Raw genomic sequence first — 19,463 nt, 5'->3', positions numbered from 1 at the left:
CGCGTCTTGGAGGCCACCAAAACCGTCGCGGCGACAAACGTCCCGGCTGGATGGTATTGTGGCGTGGCTGGACGGCGCTGCAGCTACTGGTCACTGGAGCCCGCCTCGAATGCAAGCAAAGAAAAGTCGGCTAAACTTAAGTGCTGGGCCTGAAGATGGTCGATCACAGCGCGCACCGCGAAACGATCGCGACGATTCAACGGGCACTCGTTGAGCGGAGGCAACTTCGCGGCAGCTATCGCAGCCCTTATTCAGAGAAGCCGTGGCGCGTAACGCTGCACCCCTATCGGCTCTGCCTGGCGCGGCAGGCGTGGTACTTGATTGCGAGAGCAGAAGGAGAAACGGCGCCGCGAAATCTGCGAGTGGTGCGTTTCCGCGGACTGCGGCTGCTGGAGCGAGCGGCGGAGGTGCCCGACGATTTCGATCTGCGCGCCCACCTGGGCAATGCCTGGGACATCTTTCGCGGCGAACCGAGCCACGATGTCGAGATTCGTTTCGCAAAAGAGGCGGCGGTGCAGGTAACGGAGACCCGTTGGCACCACACGCAGAAAGTCAAGCGGCACCGCGATGGCTCCGTTACGCTCCAGTTCCGCGTCGACGGCCTCGACGAAATCCTGTGGTGGCTGTTGCCGTGGACGGGCTTTGCCGAGGTCATCAAGCCCATCGAGTTGCGTCAGCGGTTCGTCGAGCAATTGGAAGAAGGTTTGCGAATGAATCGTCAGGCTGGGCATAGGGAGTGCCGCCGGTGAAATAACGCGGACACCCCGCCATTGACTCCGCGAGTTCCCGCGGCCATTCTGGTAGATGTCGGCGTTTTCTGGGAGCCCAACGTGAAAACCGCACAGGTAGTCAGCTTCGAGGGGGAACAGGCGATCAAACTGCCACCGGAGTTCCGCGTTTCCGGCGAAGCCCTCTCCATTCGCAAGGACGGTGAGGCAATCATCCTTGAGCCAATTAAGGCGATGAATTGGCCCGAAGGTTTTTTTCAGCAGATACGCATCGACGATCCGGCATTTGCTCGGCCCCCTCAGGGCGAGATGCCGCCCGTTCCCGCGCTCGGCTGATCGTTTCTCCGACGTCCTGCTTGCCCGACATTGCAATACCTGCTCGATACAAACACGTGCATTGCCGCCATGAAAAACCATCCGTCGGTGGTCGCGCAAATGTCATCCGTGGCCCCGGCGGCATGCGCGGTTTCGACGATCACGGTCTACGAGCTTTACACGGGAGTTGAAAAGTGCGCCGATCCAACTCGCGAGCAGTCCAAAGTAAGTCGGCTGCTGGCCGCGGTCAACGAGTTGACCTTTGACGCTCAGGCGGCAAAGGAGGCGGCCCGTATTCGAGCGCAGCTCGAATCGCAGGGCCAGATGATCGGCCCCTACGATGTTCTGCTGGCCGGCCAGGCAAAGGCGGCGGGGCTTCGCCTCGTGACACATAACACGGCAGAGTTCTCGCGGGTTCCAGGATTGCTGTTGGAAGATTGGCAAACGGGGCCATAGGCCATTGTCGATCACCGGAGTTTGGTAATCGAGCCGTCCCGACGCGAACCGCCATTGGTGTTTTCCGAGCCGGCGATTATCTTTACGGCCCAACCGCTGGTGAGGGATACGCATGCGCCGTGATTTTAACTCCTTGCTGTACTTTGTTTTATCGTACTCTTGCGCCGCTGCCGCCGGCGCGGCGCCGCCCACCGTCGGCGACCTGGGATCCGTCGACCGGCTCGATATCGCCGGGGCACGGTTCACCACGCCCGACCAATTGAAAGAGGCCCTGGCCAGCGACCTGGAATACCTGTTGGCGGCCGAACCGGCGGCCGCGCTCGATCCGCTGTTGAAGACCATTGGCCGCCGCCTGGAAGCCGGCTACCGCCGGGCAGGCTTTGCCAACGCCGTCGTCGAAGTCCGGCCCAATTTGCAGTCGCGGCGCATCGTCGTGGTGGCGCAGGAGGGTCCGCGCTATCGAGCCGGCCCGGTGCGAATGGTGGGCGCGACGCACATCGCCCCGGCCGACCTCGCCGAATGGCTGGCCGCCGCGCACCCGGTCGATCGCGACGACGCCCGGATTGCCTGGAAGGCCACCGAAGACCTGGTCGCGATCGACGATTTCGGCGAGAAGCCGATCTGGATCGCCGGCCAGCCGGCGCGGTTCAACCATTGGTCCCGCGAGCAGCTCAAGCGTCAGGTCTACCTGGCTTTTGCCCAGCATGGCTATTTTTTTCCCAAGCTGGATGTCCACGTGGTGCCGCTCGAAGGGCGCGGGTTCGCCGAACTGGTCGTCGAAGTCGAAGACGAAGGGCCGCCGGGCGTGTTCGGCGCGGTCGAAGTGGTCGGCGCTCAAAGGCATGCGGCCGAGGCGATCGGCCGCTTCTTGAACGTCGCGCCCGGTCAGCCGTTCGACCGCAATCGGCTGTCGAACCTCCAGACGCGGCTCTATGAATCTGGCCGCTTCGCGTTCTCCGCCGCGATTCCCGAAATGCCCAAACAAGCGGGCCAGCCGCCGAAGTTGACCCTCAAGCTGATCGAGGCCGCCGATGGTCCCCTGCTGGACGAACCGTTCTCGGCCGAAGAGCAGGCGTTGCTGCGGCTGCGCGGCTGGCTGACCGAACAGTTCCACACCGGGAAGGAAGATTTGGTTTTGACGCTCCGCGACGCTTCGCTGGGCGTGCGGACGGTGCAAACGGTGGTGTCGGCCCGCGGCGTCTTCGTGCGTGCCGACGTGAGCGATCCCAGTCGGGCGCTCACGCGAGGCGTGTTGTTCAAGTTGCGGAGCCTGGCCGGGACGGCACCGCCCAAAGTTGAAACGCTGCGCTGTCTGGCCGGACTGGAAATCACCGCCGAGCAAATTGCCATCTTTTCGCCGATGCGAGACCGGCTGTTCGCCACCGCACCGGGCGAGAAACAATTGTCGCTCCGCCTGAAGCTGCACCCCGATCCGCGGCAGCCGCGCAAGCTGGCCCTTTCGCTCGACCCGGAGGTGAAACGGGCCGACGCATCGAAGCCCGCCCAGCCCGTACTCGTCGATGCCGATTTGGCCCCGGCCGCGTTCATCGCCTTGGCCCACGTGCCCGACGCCGCTTGCAAGGTCGAGCAGGGGGTGCTGCGGATCAAAACGAAAAACGCATTGCTCGAAGCCGACGCGGCCACCGGCCGGTTGTTGAAGGCCGCCGTGTTCGACGCCAAGCACGAACAAGAGGCGACGCTCTCGGCCGCCCCGCGACGGCTGGAAAACTCGATCGCCGACATGCGGCGCATCACGAGCGGCGATCGCAACGACCACGACCCGCGCCGGCCGGTGACGGCCATGACGGCCTTCGGCATCTGCGAGCTGGCCCATCTCTGGCGGGCCTGGGAAGGTGTGGCGCTGGCCGGCGACAAGCAAGGTTTCCATGTCTGGCAGGGGTTGCTGGCGGCGTACTTCTTGCCCGACCTGGATGGGCAAGCCGCTCCGGCGAGCGAGGCCGATCACTACTTTATTCCGGCCGAGCCGCTCCGGCCGGGCCATCCCCCGCGCAGCGACAACTCGCTCTGGCTGGCGGCCGAAACGCTGCACACCTGCCGCGAAATCTTTCCCGCCGAGAGCTGGCCCTGTCGCCTGGCACGGGCGGCCGTGCTCTATTACGCCAGCGACGACCGCGGCGCGCAGCGCGAGTTGATGCGGCTCGACTCGGCCTCGACCGGTCCCTTGGGGCACCTGGCAGCGGCCCTCTTGGCCGGCATGATCGAGCCGGCGCTGGTCAATCGCTTTGCCGCGGCCGGGCTGGAGAAATTGAGCATCGCCGACTTCCGCCGCGATTACTCCTTGGTGCTCGAAAGCCGCGCGCCGGCCGTCGATGCCGCACTCAAGGGTCTGGGCCAGTTGGCCCGGCTCGATCCGGCCCAGACGCAGGCGGCAATCAGCGTGCTGCCCAAGCCCTTGGCCTCGTTCTTGGGCGATTTCGTCGAGCGGCAGCGTACCTTGCCCGATGCCCCGACCGACGTCGTGTTGGCCGGATTGCTCGACGACTATTGGTCGGGCGGACTGGAAATTCAGGCCCGTTTCGTGCTCCGCTGGCTGGCCGACAGTTCCGCGCCCGCAACCGCCAGGGCGAAGGCGAAGACGAAAACGCGGTAGGGTGTGGGAACCGGTTTGCACGAGGGCTCGCGAACGGTCTCTGTAGGGAACGGACTCCGTGCCGTTCCGCGCGCACCGAACGATCATCAATCGGCAATCGGCGGAACGGCACGGAGTCCGTTCCCTACAGAGTCTTGGCCCGCGCGAGGCGCAAACGCGTTCCCACACGCGACGCGGCAACGGTGGCCCACAGCTAAACACCCGGCGGGATTTCGCGACGAATCTCGTCGAGCAAGGCCCGCGTGCCGTGCCGATCGGCCCAGGAATGGATGTAGTCCCAGTCCAGTTTCTCGTTCTGAACGGCAATGACGTCGCGGACGTCCTCCCGGTCCTTGGGGTGCCGTCTCGTCAATGCCCAGTACAGCTTGGTGACGATGACATCTTCGGCGGTCGGAATGGCAATCGTGCGTCCGAACAGCGAAACTGGGCCGCGTCGCCGAAATCGCTCTTGATCGTGGTCGTTGTCGCTAAGCTGGAACAGCTCAATGGTGAATCCGCTCGAGGGTACCCTCAAGATGTGGCGTGTCGTCATCGTAATCGTGTCGAACGACGCTTGCGGCTCCAGACGGAATTCCGGTCCCAGCCGCTGCATAAGGTCATGAAGCGAGACTTTGCCTAGCTCGACGACGATATCGGCGTCCTCGGTCAATCGCGGAATCCCATAGAAGTTGCTGGATAACGATCCAACGAGCATGTATTCGACGCCGAGCGCATCAAGTGCATCGACGACGGCGACGACGGCTTCATCACCTTGCATCTCTGCCTCGCACTCGCCGCACTAGCGTCAATCGCTCTCGGAGCAGTTCCTTTAAGCGCTCTTCGTTCGCGCCCGGGTTTTCATGGCGCAAGCCGTCAAGCATGATGCGGCACGAACGTTCGAACAGCCGCGGGCCGGCCAAAAGCTTCTGTTCCGGCGACATTTCGCGGGCCGCCCGTATTTTGTCGAGATACAATTCGTCGATGAGTTGCTTCGTGGGCTGCATGGGGCGGTGAGAATAAAAGCGGGGCAGTGACCTAACCGCCCTCCAATATACAGCGCCCGACGCTGCCCGTAACCCTGGAGCCGCCGCAGACCTCGCCTTGAGCCACACGGCCGGCTGTGCCATATTTGAGGCCTGAAGGTCGAATATAAACACTTGTTACGCAAGCCCTAACGTCGATGGCCGCCGCAGAACAAAAACAGGACCGCGAAGTGCTCGAATGCCTGCTGGCCGAGCGCATTCTCATCCTCGACGGAGCGATGGGCACGATGGTCCATGCGCTCAAATTCAACGAAAGCGACTTCCGCGGCCCGCAGTTCGCCGGACACACCAAGGACCTCAAAAACTTCATCGATATCCTCTCGATCACGCAGCCGGAGGCGATCGAGAACATTCATCGTCAGTATCTCGAGGCCGGCGCCGACATCATCGAGACGAATACCTTCGGCGCCACCTCGGTGGCAATGTCCGATTTCGAACTCGAATCCCAGGTGCGCGAACTGAATCTGGCGGCGGCGGCATTGGCCCGCCGGGCGGCCGACGATTTCTCTGCCCGAACGCCGGAAAAACCGCGCTTCGTGGCCGGTTCCATCGGCCCCACCAACCGGCAGCTTTCGATTGCCGGCAACGTCCACGATCCCGGTTACCGGGCGGTCACGTTCGACGAGATGGTGGCCACCTATTACGAGCAGGTCGAGGCGCTGGTCGACGGTGGAGTCGATCTGCTGTTGCCCGAAACGGCCTTCGACACGCTGGTGCTCAAGGCCTGCCTGTTCGCCATCGAGAAGTATTTCGACGATCGCCAGGTGCGGTTGCCGGTGATGGCGTCGTTCACCATTTTCCAAGGCGGGCGGACGCTCTCGGCACAGACGGTGGAGGCGTGCTGGACGTCGATCTCGCACGCCAACCTGCTGAGCGTCGGCATGAACTGCGCGCTGGGGCCCGAGCACATTCGGCCGTATGTCGAAGAGCTGTCGCAGATCGCATCGGTGTACGTGAGCTGCTATCCCAACGCCGGCCTGCCGAACGCCTTTGGCGGCTTCGATGAAACGCCCGAAATGATGGCGGCCACGCTCGGCGAATTCGCCCGGCAAGGTTGGCTGAATATCGTCGGCGGATGTTGCGGCACGACTCCGCGGCACATTCGCGCCATCGCCCAGGCGGTCGAAGGCCAGGCTCCCCGCGTGCGTGCCAGGCCCGAACCGCTTACGCGCCTGAGCGGCCTGGAGACGCTCACCATCCGCCCCGAAAGCAACTTCATCATGATCGGCGAGCGGACCAACGTCACCGGCTCGAAGAAGTTCGCCAAGCTCGTGCTGAACGGGCAGTTCGAAGAAGCCGTAGCCGTGGCCCGCGGCCAGGTGGAAGGCGGCGCCAACATCGTCGACGTCAACATGGACGAGGCGATGCTCGACGGTGAAGCCGCCATGACGCGGTTCCTGAACCTGATCGCCGCCGAGAGCGACGTCAGCCGCGTGCCGATCATGATCGACAGCTCGAAGTGGTCGGTGATCGAGGCGGGCCTGAAGTGCGTGCAAGGCAAGTCGATCGTCAACTCCATCAGCCTCAAGGAAGGCGAGGAGCAGTTCCTGCATTATGCTCGGCTCGTCCGCCGTTACGGCGCGGCCGTGGTGGTGATGGCCTTCGACGAACAGGGCCAGGCCACCACAGTCGAAGACAAGGTCCGCATCTGCCGCCGGGCATTCAAGCTGCTGACCGAAAAGGTTGGCATGCCCGCGACCGACATCATTTTCGACCCCAACATCCTCACGGTGGCCACCGGCATCGAAGAGCACAACCGTTACGCCATCAACTTCATCGAGGCCACGCGGCAGATCAAGCAGGTTTGTCCGGGAGTGAAGGTGTCGGGCGGGGTAAGCAATATTTCGTTTTCGTTCCGCGGCAACGACGTGGTGCGCGAGGCCATGCACTCGGCGTTCTTATACCACGCCATTCGGGCCGGCCTCGACATGGGCATCGTCAACGCCGGCCAGCTCGCCGTCTATGAAGATATTCCGCCGGAGTTGCGTGAGCGGGTCGAAGACGTGCTGTTCGACCGCCGGCCCGACGCCACCGAGCGGCTCGTGGAGTTTGCCGAGACCGTCAAGCGGCAAGGCGGCAAGCAGGCCGGTGCCGACCTGGCCTGGCGCAACGCGCCGGTGGATGAGCGGCTCTCGCACGCCCTGGTGCGCGGCATCGTCGATTACATCGACGCCGACGTGGAGGAAGCCCGGCAAAAATATCCGACCGGCCTGTCGATCATCGAAGGGCCGCTGATGGCCGGCATGCAGGTGGTGGGCGATCTGTTCGGGGCCGGCAAGATGTTTCTGCCGCAGGTGGTGAAGAGTGCCCGTGTGATGAAGAAGGCCGTGGCGTATCTGCTGCCTTTTATGGAAGCCGAGAAGGCGGCCAGCGGACAAAGCGACGCCCCGCGCGGCACCATCCTGATGGCCACGGTCAAGGGCGACGTTCACGACATCGGCAAGAACATCGTGGGCGTGGTGCTGGCCTGCAACAACTATCGGATAATCGACCTGGGCGTGATGGTGCCCTGCGAGCGGATTTTGGAGACCGCCGTGAAGGAAGGCGTCGACCTGATCGGCTTGAGCGGGTTGATCACTCCCAGCCTCGACGAGATGGTCCACGTGGCCAAAGAGATGGAGCGGCAACAGTTCACCACGCCGCTGTTGATCGGCGGGGCCACGACGAGCGCCAAGCACACGGCGGTGAAGATCGCCCCGTCCTATAGCCGAGCGACGGTCCATGTGCTCGACGCCTCGCGGTCGGTCGGCGTGGTCGAGCAGTTGCTCAATCCCAAGTCGAAAGACGATTTCGATCGCAAGAACCGGGCGGAGCAAGACCGGCTCGCGGCCGCCTACCACGAGCGGCAGTCGGTCCACTTGGTGCCATACGCACAGGCAGTGGCCGCTCGTTTCCAGACCGATTGGACGAACGTCCGCATCGACGCGCCGTCGTTTCTCGGCACGCGGGTACACAACGAATTTCCGCTCGACGAGCTGGTGCGATATATCGACTGGTCGCCCTTCTTCGCCGCTTGGGAGCTGCGCGGCAAATATCCGAAGATTTTCGACGACGCCGAAGTGGGCGGCGAGGCCCGCAAGCTGTTCGACGACGCGACGCGGTTGCTGGACGAGATCGTCGCCAAAAAGCTGCTGCAAGCGCGGGGCGTGTATGGCTTCTGGCCCGCTGCATCGGTGGGCGACGATGTCGCGGTCTATGATGATGAAAGCCGCGCGGCCGAGCGAGTGCGATTTCACACGTTGCGGCAGCAGTGGGAGCGGAAGGGCACGGCGGCGTTTTACGCGCTGGCCGACTTTGTGGCGCCCGCCGACAGCGGCCGGCGCGATTATCTAGGCGCGTTCGCCGTCACCACCGGGCACGGCACCGACGAATTGGTGCATCGCTTCGAGGCCGACCACGACGACTACCAGGCGATCATGGCGAAGGCGCTGGCCGACCGGCTGGCCGAGGCGTTCGCCGAGCGGTTGCACGAACTGGCGCGGCGCGAGTGGGGTTACGGCCGCGAAGAGCGGCTTACGAACGACGACTTGATCGACGAAAAATACCGCGGCATTCGTCCGGCGCCCGGCTATCCGGCCTGTCCCGATCACACGGAGAAGGGCATCCTCTTCGATCTGCTCGATGCCGAGCGGGCCACCGGCATCCGGCTGACCGAGAATTTCGCAATGTACCCTGCCGCGAGCGTGAGCGGGCTTTACTTCGCCCATCCCGCGGCGCGTTACTTTTCCGTCGACCGCATCACGCGCGACCAGGTGGAAGACTATGCCCGGCGAAAGGGGATGACCGTGGCCGAAGTCGAGCGCTGGTTGTCGCCGAACTTGGGATACGAACCGTAAAGTAGAATTGGCTTCGTTTAAACTACCTTACGAGATGAGCGCGGTGCTCAACACCACGTTGCCGCCGCCCTACTACGCGCGTTTGCAAATGCGGCCCGAAATCGGGGTGGTCGACGGCGACACCGGCACGGCGTATCGGCACCGAGTCGTACCTGACGTGGCCGTGGCCGAAGTCCGCCGTCCGCAAGCCGGCAGGGGCGGGTCGACTGCGACGGCGGCACTGCCCAGGACGGAAGTTTCCGATTACCTTGAGATCACTGTTCCCGATGAGCCGGGCCGCCATCTGTCGATCGAAGTCCGCGATCCGCGCCGCCGGCATCGGCTGGTGACGTTCATCGAAATTGTCAGTCCGGCCAATAAAATCATCGGCGCCGACCGCGAGAGCTATTTGGAAAAGCACGAAGAGGTTTTCGCCAGCGACGCCAGCCTGATGGAAATCGACCTGTTGCGCGGCGGCCGGCGACTGCTGCCGAACCCGCGCGTCAGGCGTAAGGTGAGCAAGCTCAAGCCGCCGCCGGATTATTTGGTGCTCGTGAGCCGCGCCTGGACGCGTGGTGAAGGACGGGGCACCTGGCAGGTGTTTCCGGTCTTGCTTCGGCGGATGTTGCCCGTCGTCGCGGTGCCCTTGCGCGTCAACGAACCTGAGATCCCGCTCGATCTACGGCACGTTTGCAATCGGGCCTACGACGCGGGCCGTACCAGCGCGGGGCCGTCGACTATGAATTGCCGCCTCATCCGCCGCTCGCCGAGGCCGATTACGCCTGGGCGCGGCAGCGGCTATCCGAGCAAGCGTAGCAAAAGGAATGGCCAACTGAGCGTGAAGTAGCCTAAGCGACGCCGCGCGGATTTGGGTTGGGCGGGCCGCTCCTACCTCGAATCCTGCCATCGTTGCCTCAAACTCCTGATTAGCCGCTGCCGCCCGCCTCCATTGAGCGAACCAATGTGAGGCGAATGCGGCGATGCCCGTGCAAGCCAGCAGCGTTGCCAAGCTTAATTGAAACCGCCGATGCCGAAGGGCGGGTCGTTTGAATATCATGCACGCCTATGCTGGACATTTCACCCATCGACCGCAACGAGTGGCTCAATCTCTCGATTTGCGGCCCGTCGCCCGATGGTTGACTGTCAAGACGTTGCGTCTTATGCTCAGCAGTGAAGTCGGCGACGGGGGCGAACCGTTGGAGGATTACGCCCATGAAAGCGCTGATCGGCCGTGTTGTTCTTTTACTTGTTCTCGCCGCCGCGTGGCCGACGTTGGCCGCTGATCCTGCCCAACGAGGGAAAGACGAGGCAGCGATGAAGCCGCTGTCGGGCGTGGTAGTCGATGAGAAAGGCCAGCCGATCGCCGCGGCCGACGTGGTCTATTCCTGGCGGAACAAAGAACGCAAGAACCAGACCCTCGACGCCAAGAGTGATGAACAGGGGCGGTTCACTTTGCAACCGCCCACGGATGTTGGGGCGGCCATTTGGCCACGCGGAGAGATTTGGGCGGGCGTCCGCGGTCGACGCCTGACTCATAAGCTGCTGTTTGAGGACGGCAAGCCGCGGGCGGAAGAAGTGCGGCTCGTGCTGCCCGAGGCCGCGAATGTGCCTGTCCTTGTCGTTGGGCCGGACGGCAAGCCGGTGCCGGAGGCGCAAGTAACGCTGCCGGTAATCACTTATCACGAAGGCGGCAGCCGGCTCTTGCCCGAAGCATCGCAGCTCTGTGCCGCGGCGACCACCGATCGCGAAGGCAAGGCCACGATTTCGGCCTTCAGCCGCGACGAGCTTTCGCAGGTCCGAGTGGTCACCGACCAGTACGGTACTCAATCGCGATATTTAAGGCCGTCGACGGCTGGAGAACCGGCGGAGATCAGGATTGCGCTCAGACCGGTTGGCCGTGTCCACGGGCGGTTTGTTGCGCCGGAAAAAGATTTGGTCGATGGTGTCGGCATCTGGCTTTTGAGCTATCCCAGCGATAACAACCCAAGCCCCGACTCGACGCTGGCCGAAGCGACGGCGACGAGCGACAAAGAAGGAGGGTTTCAGATTCCGGTCATCGCGGCGGGCACGATCCGCTACATCTCGGTCGTTCGCAAACCGGAACGGCCGTTTCTGCCCGCGGTGCCCAATGAGGTTGCCGTCGCAGTCGGCAAAACTGCCGAAATCACCATTCCTTTCAAGCCGGCAGTCCGCGTGCAGGGCGTGGTGCGAGAGGCGGCCACTGGCAAGCCGCTGTCCGACGTGATGGTGGGTGTGAACGAGAACAACGGTTCTTCGTCGTCTCCGGCCGCCACCGGCGAAGACGGACACTTCGATTTCTTGCGGTTGCCCGGACTGTTCAATATGTATCTGCAGTTCAGCAAGTCGCGCGGGGCGCCGGCCTGGTTTCTCCATCACAATTATCAGGTGCCCGGCGGCAAAGCCGGTTTTGAACTGCCACCCATCGAGCTCGCGCTCGCCCGCGGCCGAGTGGTCGATGGCGCCAGCCGTACCGTGGCGGGGGCGAAGATCGAAAAAGCCGTGACCAAGGTCGATTTCCAGGGACAATCGGTGGAAAACCCCGTGGTTTGGTATAGCGAGCCGCGAGAACTGTCGACCGACGCCAACGGCGAGTACCGCGCGTGGATCGAAGTCGGCGCCCCCTACCGCGTTCAAATCGGCACCGAGGGCCACACGCCGCAATGGACCGAGTGGGTTGAGTTCGCCGCGGACAAGCCGCCTGTCTTTCCAGACGTCGTGATCGACTCGCTGCGGTCAATCGCCGGGCGCGTTGTCGATCGCCAAGGCCGGCCGGTGTCCGGCGCGACGGTCATTCAATCGGGCGACGGCCCGCAACGCACGCAAGCCGCCTCGGACAACGACGGACGTTTCGAGTTGTCGGGTTATCAAAACGAAGCCGCCTTCGTGTTCGTCGAGAAGGAAGGCTTCCGCTTTCACGGGCAACCGCTGAAAGCCGGCGACGATGTCGAGAGTGTGCTCACGCGGGCCAGCGAACCGCCCCAGCGCCGTTTGGCCACGCTGCCCGACGTCGATCCGGCGGCCGATCTCGCCTTGGCCAGGCGCGTGCTGAAGCCCGCGCTCGATGCTCTGCCGAAGGCAATAGACGACCGCGATCGTGGGGCGGTGTTGCGTGAGTTGGTCAAGGTCGACCCAGCCGCGGCGCTCGATCGGCTGGAGGCGCTGGGCGTCAAGGGAGACATGGCCGACATGCTGCGGGTCGAGGTTGCCAAGCACTGGTCGGCGGAACATCCCGACGACGCCATGGCGATTATCGAAGCGCTCGACGATGCTTACTCGCGGGCGGCCGGCTATGTGCTGTCGGCCGACGGATTGCCGGCCTTGCAACGGGAGCTCAAGCTCGATTGGCTGGAGAAAGCGCGCCTGCACCTGCGGGGCGCGGGCGATCCGACGATGCGGATGGCGCTGACCGGTTACATCGCGCGGTTGATGACAGAAAGTGGCGATGCGGACGGTGCGCGGAAGCTGATCGCCACGATCAAGCCGGATGTGGACGCGCTGCCGCTCGACAACGTGGCCGCCTATGTGCGCGGGGTCACCGCCGAGGCGTTGGCCACGGTCGACCTGCCCGCCGCGCTGGCGCTGATCAAGGACGTTAAGGACGACCGCGAATACGAGCGGCATCACGGCAATATCGCGCGCATCTTGGCGGCGGCCCATCCGGCCGATGCCGTGCGCGTGCTCAAACTGATGCGCAACGATTCTGGGCGCGAGTGGCTCGCTGTTCGAGTGGCGTATCTCATGGCGCCCGTGGATCTCACGCGAGCGAACGAAGTGGTCGAGCTGATCGCGACTCCTCGGCTCAGGGCCTACGCCGAAGGACTGACGGCGGAGGCACTCGTCGACACCGACGCGGCGGCGGCCATGGCCCAGCTTGAGCGGACATATAACCTGCTGGTGAAATTGGCTAAGAGCGAAGAGCCGCATTTCAATAACTACGACACCGCGCCGGTTTTGGCGGCGTGGTTCTTGCCGATCGTCGAGAAGCTTCAGCCCGACCGCGTGGAGGAGTATCTTTGGCGGGCCATCTCGCTGCGTTTGCCGTTGGCGAAGCAGGGCGATCGCGAGGAGCCGATTCTGCTGTCACGGGCATATCTGGCGATGTTCCTCTCACGTTACGACCGCGATTTGGCCCGCAAATTCTATGGCGATCTGCTCGACGAGGCGTACCGGAAGCTGAATTCACCGGGGGAATATAAGGGCTTGTTTGCCGCGGCGGCGATGATCGACCCCGCGTGGGGGGTCGCGCAGTTTGAGATGTTGCCCAACGATGCCCCGAACGGCGCCCCCAACGTCGCCAAAGCGCGTGCGCGCGGCGGGCTGGTCGACATTCTGTCGAAGCAAGGCGAGGCCCGCTGGCGGGCCGCCTCGGATTACTTGCGAATGCCGATGATGTGGCAGGGGATTCAGTGAAAACGACGGACTGAGGATGCCTGCGCTGGCGATGGCCTTATGGCTTGCCCGGTTTAGGCCCGACCTCGAAGACACTTCGCGAGCGGAAGAAGCAAACATCGAACTCCAAAAAGAAGTTCACTTGCCCCAAAATCACGGAGACGGCGTCAGTACGCGCCCAAGCGAACGCAAGGGTCACTGGAGGAAATCTCCCGACCGCCGCCGATAATACGACTACGCGGGCGTCAACAGAGGCCAAATTGCCGGACAACTCGACCGATTGCGTTTGCAGATCCGAGTCGAGTCCCAGGTCGACTCCCAGCGAAAACGGCAGAACATTGACTGCGGCGCCGCTGTCGACAAGGGCCGATATCGTGGCGCTCCGAGCGCCGGTCAAGGTGAGCGTCAGCATCGGGGCCAGACTCGCTTGGCCCAGCGACGGCTCGCGCGGCACATAGCGAAATTGCTGTGCTGCGGCACTCATGGCTGGCCCTCGTGTTCCTCCAAGGCCTGCAGCAGAGCTGCGGCGGCGGAGAACGCTCGGTCAGGCGATGAAATCGGATAGGAAAGCCCCGGTTCAATCAGGTTGCCGGCGTCCCGCTCGAGTTCCTGCGCAAGGAACTGAATCAGGCGAATCTTGTCGAGCCGCGAAAGTAATTGCACCTCCGGTAAAACCTCGGCCAAAGGCATGACCACAATCCTCCACGAATTGGAATACCCACGTTTCAATATAGCAAACGCGAGCCCGGTCATCGAATTGGATATGGGAGTTCGCGGCGAAAGTGTGTCCGGCGCACCGGCCGGGTTGGCCATCCGCCGGAGGCGGGCTATGATAAGCGTCGGGCACACCGGTCGGTCGCTTTACGCATTCAGTGCGGAGATCCTCTCATGCGACGGTTGTTGATTCTCGGCGGTGCATGGATTGCGGCGTCTTGTCTGCTTCCGGCGGGGCCGTTGCTCGCCGGCTTGGCTGGCGCTGCGGAGACGGTCCGCGTTACCGGTTTGATTCGTGAACATGGCACAAACCGCCCGATTGCCGGTGCCGTCGTGGTGCTGTCGAACGGCCAAACCCAAGCACGTGTCGAATCAGGCACGGACGGTCGATATGAGTGTCGAATCGGCCCCGGTGTTATTACTGGCCAGGTTATCGAATTGCCCCCGCCGTTGGTGAAACCGTTGCGAGCGTTTCGTGCCCCCCTCGAGTTGGACGCCAACCAACCCGAGCAATCGTTGCCACCGATTCTAGTGCGCCCCGGCCGTAGCGTGCGCGGGCGAGTCGTCAACGCCGAAGGCGAGCCCGTCGCCGGCGCCTTGGTACAGGCGTCGTGGCCAGCCCATGAGCCGTGGCTGGAAAGTTATGCGCACGGCACCAAATGGATCACGACTCGGAGCGATGAGCGTGGCGACTTCGCGTTCACGGGCATCGACCCGGTCGATAATCCGAACGCGCTCGACCGAGGGGTGCGTTTTTGGGCTGCGGGCGGCGACATGGCAACCGAAGCGTTCGTGGCCCCGCCGCCCGATGCGGATGCTGCGGTCGAGTTGAAACTGTCGCCGAGCGGCATGGTTTCACTTTCGGGTCGCGTGGTCGACGGCGCCGGCCACGCCGTTTCCGGCGCAAAGGTTCAAACTTGGACTCGATGGCGCCACGCGAATGGCTTCGTTCTCGTTCAAACGCCGCTTTTCGTTTCAACCCTCGGCGACATCGCCGCGGATTCGGACGGCCGTTTTCAAACGCCGCCGGTGCTGAGTTGCAAGGGCGAATACTCGCTGCTTGTGTCTTGCGACGGATTTATCCCGGCACGCGGCGCGTGGTTTCAGCCCGCCGGGCCAGAGAACAAGGTCGCAGACGCTCCAGACATTTGCTTGCGACGATTGCGGACCGTGGCAGGGCGCGTCGTCGATCGCCGAGGCCATCCGCTGGCCGGTGTGCGGCTTTACCAGTCGGGTGACGGCGTGCGGCGGACCACATCCATCACCGGCGCCGACGGGCGTTTTACGCTGCCTGATGTCGCTGAAAACTCGGCGTTCGTCTTTGCGGAGCTTGACGGCTATCGCTTCACTGGCCAGCCGATCGCCGAATCCGCTGACACCAAGTTGGTCCTTACGCATGACGACGAGACCGTTGCGCCGTTAACTTTGCTCAGGGCGAACGTGCTGGATCGCGAACAAGAGTTGGCACTGGGCAGACAGGTGATCGGCGCCGATGTCGAGCGCACGCTGCGGTCGGGCAACCGCGACGAGCGCTGGACTGCCCTCTACTATTGGACGGTGATCGATCCGGCCGACGCTCTGGAACGGATCGACAATGGCGCCATCCCCAATTTGACCGTCGATGACAAGGACTTTTTGCTTACGCAAATCGCCAGGCTGCTCGTACACGACCATCCCGACGAGGCGGCGGCGGTCGCCCACGCCATCGAGGGCGCCGGCCGCCGTACTCGGGCGTTGTTTGAGCTGGCGGGCGCTCTGCCGACCGCCGACCCTGCGGCCAAGCGCGCGCTGCTCGATGAAGCGCTCTTGGCTTCGACGCATGACAATTTGCGCTCTTTTTGGCAAGCCTGCGTGGCCGATGGACTCCTTGATTTGGGCCAGACCGATCGTGCGCGGGCGCTGCTGGCTGACGCAAGCGTCATGGCGGCGACGCTGCCAATCGCCGGCGACGGCGCGATGATACGTCGCAAAACCGCCGATATCCTCGCTCGCACCGACTTGCCGGCCGCGCTGTCCCTGGTAACCGACGTGGCCGAAGAAAAAGAGCGCGATCTCATCTTCGGCAAGATCGCCTATCGCGTGGCCGCCCAGCAGCCGGCCGAAGCGGAGCGGGTGCTCGCCATGATCGGCGACGAGTACCGCCTGGGATTTTCTACCGTGCGGGTCTGCTATCGCATGGCCACCGTCGATGGCGAGCGAGCGCGCAAGTTGGCCGGGCGCCTCACCAGTCCCTACTTGCGTGCCCTGTCGCTCGGTTGGACGGCCCGCGGTTTCGCAATCTCCGATCGTCGCCGTGCTTGTTCCATGCTTAACGAGGCCTTTGGCATACTCCACTCTCTGGTTGAGGCCGACGAGGGGCGGTTCTACGGACCGCAGAGCGCCGCCGTGGCCGCGGCCGCGTTGCTGCCGGTTGTCGAAGCCATCGACCCGCAGTTGGTGCGCGAATACCTTTGGCGCGCGGTTTCGTTTCGCCGCTCATACCCGCACGACGATCAGCAGGACCGGCTGGCTGAAGCAGCCACGCTGGCGCTCTTGCTGGCGCAATACGACCGCGACGTGGCGCGGCTGGTGCTTGAACCGGTCGTCGATCGGCTAAAACGCCGCTCTCGGGACCAGACGAGCGTTTGTGTTCGTGCGGCGGTTGACGCCGCTTGCGCCATCGATCCGAAATGGGCGGCCAGGGTGTTTGAACAAGAAGATATCGACGACCATCGCTACTATTTCTCCTGGCGCTATGAGTTCGCTCACGCACTTGCCATTCAGCCGTCCATCCGCACTCGCATTCTTCTAGGGAAGTATCTGTGGTATGCCTATTGGTTGCCCGGTGGACCTGATAACGAGCTGCAAATAGAGTTTTGATTGTCGCGAGAATAGCCGCTACGGCGGCCCGTTCCTGAGGAGGTGAACATGACCGTGAATGAGCGATGGCGAGCAACGGTCGGGCGCCTTGTCCTGGCTTTAGCATTGTGTTTGTCTGGATGTTTGTCTGCCCTGGCCGACGAGGACTGGCGATTCCTTTTGCCCGAACCGGGGGCGGAGCACGAATACCCGCCGTTGCGGGCGATTCCGCTGGCCGGCGAGAAGCCCGACGATGTCACGGAAAAAGCCGAATATCGCGGCTCGTCGCGCCGCTACGCCCAGTTGCGCTACGGCAGCCGGAGCGCGGCGCGAGTGGCGATTGTCGTCGATCAAGTGTCGCCGGGCGAAGTCGATCTCTATGTCGACGCCAACCGCAACCGCACCATCGAGCCGAAGGAACGCTGTGCGGGCGAAGGACGCCTGTGGCGCGTGCCGCTGAACGTCGAATATGCCGAGGGCGAAGTGTTCAAGCGGTTCCCGCGCGAGCTGGTGTTTCGCCTCGGCAGCACCGGCCGCACGCTGAGCTATGCCGCCGCCGGTTATCTTGAAGGCAAGCTCCCTCTCCTTGGAGAGGGCCGGGGTGCCAAACTCCCTCTCCCTCCGGGAGAGGGCCGGGGTGAGGGCGCAGTGAAACAGCAGCCGGCCGGCGCGGATGGAGAGCCTCGAGACGACGCCACGTCCCCTCACCCTAGCCCTCTCCCGAAGGGAGAGGGAACTTTGGTCGCCGTGCGGCGGATGGACGGCGACGCCAACGGCTTCTTCACCGACCCGCAAGACCGGCTGTGGATCGACCTCAACCGCGACGGCCGTTGGGATGCGGTCGAAGAACAATTCTTGTACGCCACCATCCTGACTCTCGCCGGCCAACGCTACGCCCTCCGCTCCGACGAACGTGGAACCATGTTGACGCTGGCGAAGCTGGAAGGCACGGGCACCATCCAGCTTGCCGTGCGGCAGAAGCCGGGAAAAAATTCGAGCGAGCCGGGCACGCTCGGCCGCATCGCCGAGATCGCCGTCACACTCGTCGGCCGCGACGGCTCGGCGGTCGGACTGCGCGGGGCCGACGCCAAAGCCACCGTGCCCGTCGGCGACTATCGCGTCAGCGCGGTCGCCGTCTCGCTCGATGACCCGGCCGGCGGGCCGCGGTGGAACTTCGTCTTTTCCGACAATCAAGGACAAGACGCCAAACGCTGGTACAAGCTCGAAAAAGACGCCGCCCTGGCCATCGACCCGCTGGAGAAGTTCGACTTTTCGACGGGGCCGTGGCAGACCGACGGCAAGTGCCGGCCGGGAGACGACCTGACTTTTCAGCCGAAGCTGTGTACGGCGGATGGCCTGTTGATCAACACCTGTTACCGCGGCACGCACGACACGGGCCGCGACGGCGCGAGCGCCACGATCAAGCTGGCGACCAGCGACGGCACGCTGCTGGCGACGGCCCAGTCGGGCTTCGCCTGAGGCACGTTCTGCGCGCACTCCGTGCGAGTGCCCCGCGAGTTGTCCGGCGGTCCGGTCTATGCCAGCGTCGAGTTCGACAGCGGCCCGCTCGCCGGGCTGCTGCGGGCCGAGACGACGTTCGAGGTGGTGCCGCCGAAAAGTTCAGTAGACGGTCGACAGTAGACGGTTGACGGGCATCGTAGGGTGGGACCAGCGAGCTTGCGAGCGCCGGCGCACCACGGAATGACTGCCGCTAACGGGAACGGCTGCCGGCGAGCCTGCTATCTCTTTTCGATGAGCTTGTCGTATTCCGCGTGCGTGCCGATCCAGTACCAGACGTTGACGCCTTCCTCCACATAGTAAATGGCGCGCTACTGCATCGTTACCGAGACAGAGAAGCTGCCAGGAACTTGGCTGCCCCGCCTCGTGTCGCCAAGGGCGTGATGACGCAAGGACGGATGCAAGGGGTTGTCGCAGAACAGCTTGAACGCTCCCTTGGCCAGCTCTTGTATGTGGGCGGGAAGACGTGCGAACAGTTCGTTAAACTGCGGGCTGCGGCGATTCGCCGGTTTCCCAGCAGGTGCTGTCGCCGGATCGGTGGGCTTCGATGGCTTGGTCACGGATAGCAGCTAGCTCGCCGGCGATTTCGTCGCCGGAATCGACCAGCGACCTGACCTCGCGGAAACAGTCGCGAAACAATTCAAGGTTGTCGATTTTGTAACCGCGCCGTTCCTGTATGGCAACCCATTTCTCCGCGTCTTCGTAGGGACGAAGCCAAAGCCGGTAGAGCGTGCCCAGGGCCTCGTCGACTTCCGCGTCGTACTCCAATCGGCCGGCGTAGATCTCTTGCCGCAATTGCTGGTCGGCGCGGTTCAGCCAATGGAAGGCATCGATGCCAAGTTGCAAAAACGCCTCACAGTGCAGGCAATCCATCGCTGCCTGGTGGCGTGCCGCCAGTTCGTCGTATTCCCCGGTGAAACTATGCACCCACGCACGGGCCGTTCGAAAGGCGAGGTTGTCGAGCAGCATTTCACAAACACGGCTAAGAAAGGGTGAGCCAAACAGATCGAACAATTCTATGGTATCGAGGCGCGGG

General features: G+C 63.5%; 15 protein-coding genes. 10 read left to right on the top strand and 5 right to left on the bottom strand.

Annotated elements, in window-relative coordinates:
• The first annotated feature begins 140 nt into the window (after positions 1 to 140).
• The 4 genes from VNH11_29630 to VNH11_29615 all read left to right on the top strand — a co-directional run bounded on the left by VNH11_29630 (position 141) and on the right by VNH11_29615 (position 4,110).
• Positions 141 to 749: a WYL domain-containing protein gene (locus VNH11_29630; GenBank protein ID HVA50543.1), complete on the top strand. Its 609-nt coding sequence runs from the start codon at positions 141 to 143 to the stop codon at positions 747 to 749.
• Positions 750 to 830: 81 nt separating this feature from the next.
• A complete protein-coding gene (locus VNH11_29625; protein ID HVA50542.1) occupies positions 831 to 1,064 on the top strand; it encodes a hypothetical protein in 234 nt (77 codons plus the stop codon).
• A 30-nt stretch (positions 1,065 to 1,094) separates the two neighbouring features.
• A complete protein-coding gene (locus tag VNH11_29620) occupies positions 1,095 to 1,499 on the top strand; it encodes a type II toxin-antitoxin system VapC family toxin (protein ID HVA50541.1) in 405 nt (134 codons plus the stop codon).
• 112 nt (positions 1,500 to 1,611) lie between these two features.
• Positions 1,612 to 4,110, top strand: coding sequence for a hypothetical protein (locus VNH11_29615; protein HVA50540.1), 2,499 nt, complete (start codon positions 1,612 to 1,614; stop codon positions 4,108 to 4,110).
• Positions 4,111 to 4,303: 193 nt separating this feature from the next.
• On the opposite strand, the gene VNH11_29610 is transcribed toward VNH11_29615, so the two are convergent.
• Positions 4,304 to 4,867 carry a hypothetical protein gene (locus VNH11_29610; protein HVA50539.1) on the bottom strand — a complete coding sequence of 188 codons (564 nt, stop codon included), beginning with the start codon at positions 4,865 to 4,867 and terminating at the stop codon, positions 4,304 to 4,306.
• Positions 4,857 to 5,093, bottom strand: coding sequence for a hypothetical protein (locus tag VNH11_29605; protein ID HVA50538.1), 237 nt, complete (start codon positions 5,091 to 5,093; stop codon positions 4,857 to 4,859). The genes VNH11_29610 and VNH11_29605 overlap by 11 nt, the downstream gene beginning before the upstream one ends.
• Positions 5,094 to 5,269: 176 nt before the next feature.
• On the opposite strand from VNH11_29605, the gene metH reads away from it, so the two are divergent.
• From metH to VNH11_29590, 3 genes are all read left to right on the top strand, one after another.
• A complete protein-coding gene (metH, locus tag VNH11_29600; protein HVA50537.1) occupies positions 5,270 to 8,968 on the top strand; it encodes a methionine synthase in 3,699 nt (1,232 codons plus the stop codon).
• A 34-nt stretch (positions 8,969 to 9,002) separates the two neighbouring features.
• On the top strand, positions 9,003 to 9,794 hold the full coding sequence (locus VNH11_29595; protein ID HVA50536.1) for a DUF4058 family protein: 792 nt from the start codon (positions 9,003 to 9,005) through the stop codon (positions 9,792 to 9,794).
• A 365-nt stretch (positions 9,795 to 10,159) separates the two neighbouring features.
• Positions 10,160 to 13,378: a carboxypeptidase-like regulatory domain-containing protein gene (locus VNH11_29590; protein ID HVA50535.1), complete on the top strand. Its 3,219-nt coding sequence runs from the start codon at positions 10,160 to 10,162 to the stop codon at positions 13,376 to 13,378.
• A gap of 37 nt (positions 13,379 to 13,415) precedes the next feature.
• On the opposite strand, the gene VNH11_29585 is transcribed toward VNH11_29590, so the two are convergent.
• Together VNH11_29585 and VNH11_29580 are read right to left on the bottom strand one after the other, a co-directional pair.
• Positions 13,416 to 13,841, bottom strand: coding sequence for a hypothetical protein (locus VNH11_29585; GenBank protein ID HVA50534.1), 426 nt, complete (start codon positions 13,839 to 13,841; stop codon positions 13,416 to 13,418).
• Complete coding sequence (locus tag VNH11_29580) at positions 13,838 to 14,047, bottom strand: hypothetical protein (protein HVA50533.1); 210 nt, start codon at positions 14,045 to 14,047, stop codon at positions 13,838 to 13,840. Before VNH11_29580 ends, VNH11_29585 begins: the two co-directional genes overlap by 4 nt.
• A gap of 462 nt (positions 14,048 to 14,509) precedes the next feature.
• Here VNH11_29580 and VNH11_29575 point away from each other — a divergent pair, with 462 nt between their 5' ends.
• The 3 genes from VNH11_29575 to VNH11_29565 are packed head-to-tail and all read left to right on the top strand — an operon-like array spanning position 14,510 to position 18,550.
• Complete coding sequence (locus VNH11_29575; protein ID HVA50532.1) at positions 14,510 to 16,930, top strand: carboxypeptidase-like regulatory domain-containing protein; 2,421 nt, start codon at positions 14,510 to 14,512, stop codon at positions 16,928 to 16,930.
• Positions 16,931 to 16,978: 48 nt separating this feature from the next.
• Positions 16,979 to 18,388, top strand: coding sequence for a hypothetical protein (locus VNH11_29570; protein HVA50531.1), 1,410 nt, complete (start codon positions 16,979 to 16,981; stop codon positions 18,386 to 18,388).
• Between the two features lie 21 nt (positions 18,389 to 18,409).
• A complete protein-coding gene (locus tag VNH11_29565; GenBank protein ID HVA50530.1) occupies positions 18,410 to 18,550 on the top strand; it encodes a hypothetical protein in 141 nt (46 codons plus the stop codon).
• 357 nt (positions 18,551 to 18,907) lie between these two features.
• On the opposite strand, the gene VNH11_29560 is transcribed toward VNH11_29565, so the two are convergent.
• Positions 18,908 to 19,396: a hypothetical protein gene (locus VNH11_29560; protein ID HVA50529.1), complete on the bottom strand. Its 489-nt coding sequence runs from the start codon at positions 19,394 to 19,396 to the stop codon at positions 18,908 to 18,910.
• Positions 19,397 to 19,463 lie beyond the last annotated feature (67 nt).

It is taken from the genome of Pirellulales bacterium (assembly GCA_035533075.1).
In the GTDB taxonomy this organism is placed as follows: domain Bacteria; phylum Planctomycetota; class Planctomycetia; order Pirellulales; family JAICIG01; genus DASSFG01.
This window is presented reverse-complemented; position numbering and strand designations above follow the sequence as displayed.

Coding starts and splice junctions, on each gene's coding strand:
- VNH11_29615 (HVA50540.1), top strand. CDS start 1,612: ATGCGCCGTGATTTTAACTCCTTGCTGTACTTTGTTTTATCGTACTCT.
- VNH11_29610 (HVA50539.1), bottom strand. CDS start 4,867: ATGCAAGGTGATGAAGCCGTCGTCGCCGTCGTCGATGCACTTGATGCG.
- VNH11_29605 (HVA50538.1), bottom strand. CDS start 5,093: ATGCAGCCCACGAAGCAACTCATCGACGAATTGTATCTCGACAAAATA.
- metH (HVA50537.1), top strand. CDS start 5,270: ATGGCCGCCGCAGAACAAAAACAGGACCGCGAAGTGCTCGAATGCCTG.
- VNH11_29595 (HVA50536.1), top strand. CDS start 9,003: ATGAGCGCGGTGCTCAACACCACGTTGCCGCCGCCCTACTACGCGCGT.
- VNH11_29590 (HVA50535.1), top strand. CDS start 10,160: ATGAAAGCGCTGATCGGCCGTGTTGTTCTTTTACTTGTTCTCGCCGCC.
- VNH11_29585 (HVA50534.1), bottom strand. CDS start 13,841: ATGAGTGCCGCAGCACAGCAATTTCGCTATGTGCCGCGCGAGCCGTCG.
- VNH11_29580 (HVA50533.1), bottom strand. CDS start 14,047: ATGCCTTTGGCCGAGGTTTTACCGGAGGTGCAATTACTTTCGCGGCTC.
- VNH11_29570 (HVA50531.1), top strand. CDS start 16,979: ATGACCGTGAATGAGCGATGGCGAGCAACGGTCGGGCGCCTTGTCCTG.
- VNH11_29560 (HVA50529.1), bottom strand. CDS start 19,396: ATGCTGCTCGACAACCTCGCCTTTCGAACGGCCCGTGCGTGGGTGCAT.